General features: G+C 58.5%; 8 protein-coding genes. 7 read left to right on the forward strand and 1 reads right to left on the reverse strand.

The annotated features are described in order from the left end of the window. Positions 1–462: transposase (locus SPK54_RS13385; RefSeq protein WP_330948374.1), on the reverse strand; the 462-nt coding region annotated here is incomplete at its 3' end. Between the two features lie 224 nt (positions 463–686). On the opposite strand from SPK54_RS13385, the gene SPK54_RS13390 reads away from it, so the two are divergent. The 7 genes from SPK54_RS13390 to SPK54_RS13420 all read left to right on the forward strand — a co-directional run bounded on the left by SPK54_RS13390 (position 687) and on the right by SPK54_RS13420 (position 5,567). Then, entirely contained in the window at positions 687–1,133 is a 447-nt protein-coding gene (locus tag SPK54_RS13390) for an HIT family protein (protein WP_330948375.1), read from the forward strand. Between the two features lie 95 nt (positions 1,134–1,228). Beyond that, positions 1,229–1,531: a hypothetical protein gene (locus SPK54_RS13395; RefSeq protein ID WP_330948376.1), complete on the forward strand. Its 303-nt coding sequence runs from the start codon at positions 1,229–1,231 to the stop codon at positions 1,529–1,531. Between the two features lie 868 nt (positions 1,532–2,399). After that, a complete protein-coding gene (locus SPK54_RS13400) occupies positions 2,400–2,945 on the forward strand; it encodes a hypothetical protein (RefSeq protein ID WP_330948377.1) in 546 nt (181 codons plus the stop codon). A gap of 73 nt (positions 2,946–3,018) precedes the next feature. Beyond that, entirely contained in the window at positions 3,019–3,495 is a 477-nt protein-coding gene (locus tag SPK54_RS13405) for a GIY-YIG nuclease family protein (protein ID WP_330948378.1), read from the forward strand. Positions 3,496–3,658: 163 nt separating this feature from the next. Further along, the gene (locus tag SPK54_RS13410; RefSeq protein WP_000679427.1) at positions 3,659–4,006 is read left to right on the forward strand and encodes a quaternary ammonium compound efflux SMR transporter QacE delta 1; all 348 of its coding nucleotides are present in this window, start codon (positions 3,659–3,661) and stop codon (positions 4,004–4,006) included. Beyond that, a complete protein-coding gene (sul1, locus tag SPK54_RS13415) occupies positions 4,000–4,839 on the forward strand; it encodes a sulfonamide-resistant dihydropteroate synthase Sul1 (protein ID WP_000259031.1) in 840 nt (279 codons plus the stop codon). Before SPK54_RS13410 ends, sul1 begins: the two co-directional genes overlap by 7 nt. A gap of 302 nt (positions 4,840–5,141) precedes the next feature. Beyond that, positions 5,142–5,567 carry an MAPEG family protein gene (locus SPK54_RS13420; protein ID WP_330948379.1) on the forward strand — a complete coding sequence of 142 codons (426 nt, stop codon included), beginning with the start codon at positions 5,142–5,144 and terminating at the stop codon, positions 5,565–5,567. The last annotated feature ends 99 nt before the right edge of the window (positions 5,568–5,666 follow it).

Raw genomic sequence — 5,666 nt, forward strand, 5'->3', positions numbered from 1 at the left:
GGTTCGCACTGCAGGCGGGGCCATCGCAGCCTGCTGCTTCTGGGCTTGCAGCGTCATGACGATCTGGCCACGACGACGCAGCCAGTCGCGCAGTTCCCTTTGCCACGCCAGTGGCGCCGCGTAAGGACGAAGCCGGTCACTCAGCAACCGTGCCATGAGTGCCAGCAGGCGGGCATCAATCGCATCCGTCTTGGCCAGCTCACCGGTCGCCCTGGCGAAGTTGCGCGCCTGCCGTGGATTGACCCGGCAGATCCACAGGCCCGCATCGCAACAGGCCTCGAGCACTGGCTCTTCATAACCGCCCGTGGCCTCCACCACGATGCGGGGCGCCTCAAGCCCCCGCAACCATTTCACGAGCTTCGCGATGCCGCTGCGGGTGTTCGCGTACCGCGTGACGCCTTGGCGTCCCTCCACCGCAACGTCCAGATTGGTCTTGCCTACATCGATGCCGACTGCCGCCATTCCCGTTCTCCGCTACAGTTGAGTGGTCGAGAGCATCGCGCCCGAGGCCCACGCTTATCAGTTCGAGGGAAACCTCGATCAACTGTTCGGGCGCAGGGCGCGAGATCCGGCGTGCGGCCCCTGCTGAATTACGGTGGTGCTGACACCGAGGCGTTATCGGGCGCGCACGCCGGGCTCTCGGCTCTTAGGCTAGGGGAAACTGAAGACATAAGGCGTTAGGCCTCATGAAGCATGCTCCGTTGGGATATGAGTGCCCGTTCTGCGACATCGCAGCGGGCCTGTCCGGGCCCAACCCGAATTCGGCCATTGTCTTTGCTGATGCCAATCTTCTTGCAGTGATTCCGCTGCACTACTACGGCGGCATCAAAGGCAATTGCTTGGTAGTGCCACGTATCCACTACGAGAATGCGCTTGAAATTCCCGATAGCCTCGGGAACCACTTTTTCTCCGCCACGCGTCGCTTAGCCAAAGCGATGCTGCGCGCTCTCGATTGCGAAGGCATATCAACGCGCCAACACAATGGCCCAGCTGGCGACCAAGATGTGTGGCACTACCATCAGCACGTGATTCCACGTTACTACGGTGATGGGCTTCATGCCGGGCACAAGGGTGTTTACACCGTGGAGGAGCGAGTGGAGCTGGCAGCTAGGCTCCGAGCGGAGCTGCAGTAAGAGCGCTGGTACTGCGGGTGTGGCAGCATGAGGCCTAACAATTCGTCCAAGCCGACGCCGCTTCGCGGCGCGGCTTAACTCAGGTGTTAGCGCCCTTGAAGCAAGTTGATCGCCAGTCGAAGGCTCTTACTGATCCGACCACGGCAAGTGTCGGCGGCCTGCTCTCGCTGGTATTGGCTGCTGGTGGCTTGTACCTCGGCGTCCATGCCCTTGCCATCGGCTGCATCAGTCTCATGCGCGGGCGGCACGGTCCGACCGTCGCGCACTGCGCGCCAGAAACGTCCTATTGGGTGGCCACTGCCATTTCGCTGGTGCTCGGCATTGGACTGGTGGTAGTTGGCTGGAAATTCCTGCAACTCGCGCGTAGCAGTCGCGGCGCCAATGCACCAGGGCGCTAACAATTCGTCCAAGCCGACGCCGCTTCGCGGCGCGGCTTAACTCAGGTGTTAGGCATCACAAGGGGAGATCAATGACTTTGAGGCCCAACCAAGCTCTCCCAGTCTGGTGGAGCTTTATCTGGCGTCTTACGGCCTACAGTGTTGCAGCTAGCTTTTTGATCCGTGTCACGGCCTATCTCGTTGGCAAATCTGGCGGCATCGATTTGCAGGGCGCAATGAGCATCGCAAATGCCGTTACTGCAGTCAGCTTCTTGCCTGTTTCATATATAGCAATTCGGCAGGCGCTTTCGAGACACATCATCGCAAGTGATGCCTAACAATTCATTCAAGCCGACGCCGCTTCGCGGCGCGGCTTAACTCAGGTGTTAGGCCGCACACCAACATTCAGGGCACACGAGGTGATCAATTGAACGGTTTCGGTTGCGTGCGCTGTTGGCCAACTTCAGCAGAAGATGCTTGGACCGCAAAGAGCGGATCAACTGTCGATAGATTTCTAATTGATGAGCCACATTACATTGTGAGCATTTGGCTGTGCCCCACTTGCACACAGCGCTTTCTTTCAATCACAACCGAAACAATTGACTGGAAAGATGGCGAAGACCCGATCTATCGGACGCTTATTCCTATAACCAAACAAGAAGCAGAGTCACTGAAGCAGTTTGGTCGGCCCACAGAGGACATGCTCAATGCAATTGGCCGTGACCGCCGCTCGCTTAAATATGACTACCCAAAGGACTCCCCACCATCCACGTACTGGAGCACGGGTGTTCGTGTGGGCATGCATGACTAATAACGTGCAGCCTAACAATTCATTCAAGCCGACGCCGCTTCGCGGCGCGGCTTAACTCAGGTGTTAGGCACCTGATTTATGGATGACAGACTTCTCAAAAGATACCGCGAGTACGCAAGCTCTGAAGAGGCATTTGCCGTTCTCCTCGTCAAGAAGCATCTTGCACAAGCAAAAGGCCACTGGATTGACATTGTCAACTGTCGGCGCTACGAAATGTCTCACGACAGCATGCACTTCCGATTCGTCGTTGGCGGCCTGTTCAAGAGAAAAATTCATCCCAAGTACCCATCACGTTCGGATTACACCACTAACGGAAAGTTCGACGAGCGCGCCTACTACTTGATGACTCGCGCCATCACTTGGGAAACTGCACACACAGACATCGAGGAGCAAAAAGCAAAACGAATCTTGCCCTTAAAGTTCGAGGTCAAAGGTGTGAGCTATGACAAGAACGCTGGCAGCAAGGGTTTCTTCAGGGATGACGCACCGCCAGAGATAAAAGCCTTAGCAAACAACCTACAGGATCGCACTAACCCGTTATGGGATAGAGCACTTCAGTACGCCAATGCACCGGAGTTCGTCTATGAAGTTCGACAAGCCCGCATCCTGCCGCACGGTGCCTAACAATTCGTTCAAGCCGACGCCGCTTCGCGGCGCGGCTTAACTCAGGCGTTAGCCGTCACAGGAGAATACGTCGGTGATCAGAAGTTTTGGCCTTCATTGGCGCGAGGATCGGGTCTTCTGGGGCCGTCCGAATGATTCGGGGACTTTGGATGGAGCAGCGAGCCGTAGCCGCCGCGCCAAGCCCGTCGACTTCCGTGAACAGCGCGGAATCTATGCACTGTACGCCGAGTACGAGCTCGTTTACGTCGGCCAGACGGGTGCCGGCAATGACCGGCTTTTCAGGCGGCTCAAGTGCCACAGAACAGACCACCTTTCAGAGCGGTGGGATCGCTTTTCGTGGTTTGGCACTCAGTGGGTAACGGAGCGAAACACCCTGTCAAGAGACACGGCCGCAGTGCATCAAACCGTAGCCGCGGCGCTCAATATGTTGGAAGCCGTGTCAGTCGCGATCTCTGAGCCGCGCCTCAATCTTCAGCGCGGTCGATGGGGAGACACCACGCAGTACTATCAGTGGTGGGATCGAGAGGAAGACGAAGAGGACGACGAGTGACGGCTAACAATTCATTCAAGCCGACGCCGCTTCGCGGCGCGGCTTAACTCAGGTGTTAGATGCACTAAGCACATAATTGCTCACAGCCAAACTATCAGGTCAAGTCTGCTTTTATTATTTTTAAGCGTGCATAATAAGCCCTACACAAATTGGGAGATATATCATGAAAGGCTGGCTTTTTCTTGTTATCGCAATAGTTGGCGAAGTAATCGCAACATCCGCATTAAAATCTAGCGAGGGCTTTACTAAGCTTGCCCCTTCCGCCGTTGTCATAATCGGTTATGGCATCGCATTTTATTTTCTTTCTCTGGTTCTGAAATCCATCCCTGTCGGTGTTGCTTATGCAGTCTGGTCGGGACTCGGCGTCGTCATAATTACAGCCATTGCCTGGTTGCTTCATGGGCAAAAGCTTGATGCGTGGGGCTTTGTAGGTATGGGGCTCATAATTGCTGCCTTTTTGCTCGCCCGATCCCCATCGTGGAAGTCGCTGCGGAGGCCGACGCCATGGTGACGGTGTTCGGCATTCTGAATCTCACCGAGGACTCCTTCTTCGATGAGAGCCGGCGGCTAGACCCCGCCGGCGCTGTCACCGCGGCGATCGAAATGCTGCGAGTCGGATCAGACGTCGTGGATGTCGGACCGGCCGCCAGCCATCCGGACGCGAGGCCTGTATCGCCGGCCGATGAGATCAGACGTATTGCGCCGCTCTTAGACGCCCTGTCCGATCAGATGCACCGTGTTTCAATCGACAGCTTCCAACCGGAAACCCAGCGCTATGCGCTCAAGCGCGGCGTGGGCTACCTGAACGATATCCAAGGATTTCCTGACCCTGCGCTCTATCCCGATATTGCTGAGGCGGACTGCAGGCTGGTGGTTATGCACTCAGCGCAGCGGGATGGCATCGCCACCCGCACCGGTCACCTTCGACCCGAAGACGCGCTCGACGAGATTGTGCGGTTCTTCGAGGCGCGGGTTTCCGCCTTGCGACGGAGCGGGGTCGCTGCCGACCGGCTCATCCTCGATCCGGGGATGGGATTTTTCTTGAGCCCCGCACCGGAAACATCGCTGCACGTGCTGTCGAACCTTCAAAAGCTGAAGTCGGCGTTGGGGCTTCCGCTATTGGTCTCGGTGTCGCGGAAATCCTTCTTGGGCGCCACCGTTGGCCTTCCTGTAAAGGATCTGGGTCCAGCGAGCCTTGCGGCGGAACTTCACGCGATCGGCAATGGCGCTGACTACGTCCGCACCCACGCGCCTGGAGATCTGCGAAGCGCAATCACCTTCTCGGAAACCCTCGCGAAATTTCGCAGTCGCGACGCCAGAGACCGAGGGTTAGATCATGCCTAGCATTCACCTTCCGGCCGCCCGCTAGCGGACCCTGGTCAGGTTCCGCGAAGGTGGGCGCAGACATGCTGGGCTCGTCAGGATCAAACTGCACTATGAGGCGGCGGTTCATACCGCGCCAGGGGAGCGAATGGACAGCGAGGAGCCTCCGAACGTTCGGGTCGCCTGCTCGGGTGATATCGACGAGGTTAGGCCCCAACTGAAAGATATCCGCAGCCAGGAGAAGAGCAAGTGTCGCTTAAGTGCATTCTTGGGCACACGCTCGCAGGCGCTACCGATCAGGGTGACCGCAACGGGGGAATTCGATGGCTCCACAACAGCACCTGGTCGCCGCCTGCGCAGCGCTGGCGTTACTCACGTTTCTGGTGGGCCTGCGCATGCTGGCGGTACGCGTCGCCGAAATGCGCGCGCGGCGGATCCACCCGCAGGCGGTGGCGCTGTCGGCGCGGCGCGCGCAGCGGCTGGACGACTCCCGCGCCTCGGACAACTACAACCACCTGTTCGAGCTGCCGGTGCTGTTCTACGCCCTGTGCGCGCTGGCGCTCGCCACCACCCATGTGCCCGGATGGCTGCCCGCGGCGGCCTGGCTGTTCGTCGCCCTGCGGATCGCCCACAGCGCCATCCAGTGCAGCTACAACCGGGTGATGCACCGCTTCGCCGTGTTCCTGGCCGGCTTCGCCCTGCTTGGCGCGATGTGGGCCGGTTTCGCGCTGTCGTATCTCGCCGCCTGAGTCCCGCCGCCAACGTTGCAGGTCCGCCCCACATGCTGCACTTTCGACGTCCCCCCGCTTTCAGTAGCGGGGCGATTTAGAGTCCGGGGTTGATGGTAG

Origin of the sequence: Thermomonas sp. LB-4 (assembly GCF_036409385.1) — a bacterium.
In the GTDB taxonomy this organism is placed as follows: domain Bacteria; phylum Pseudomonadota; class Gammaproteobacteria; order Xanthomonadales; family Xanthomonadaceae; genus Thermomonas.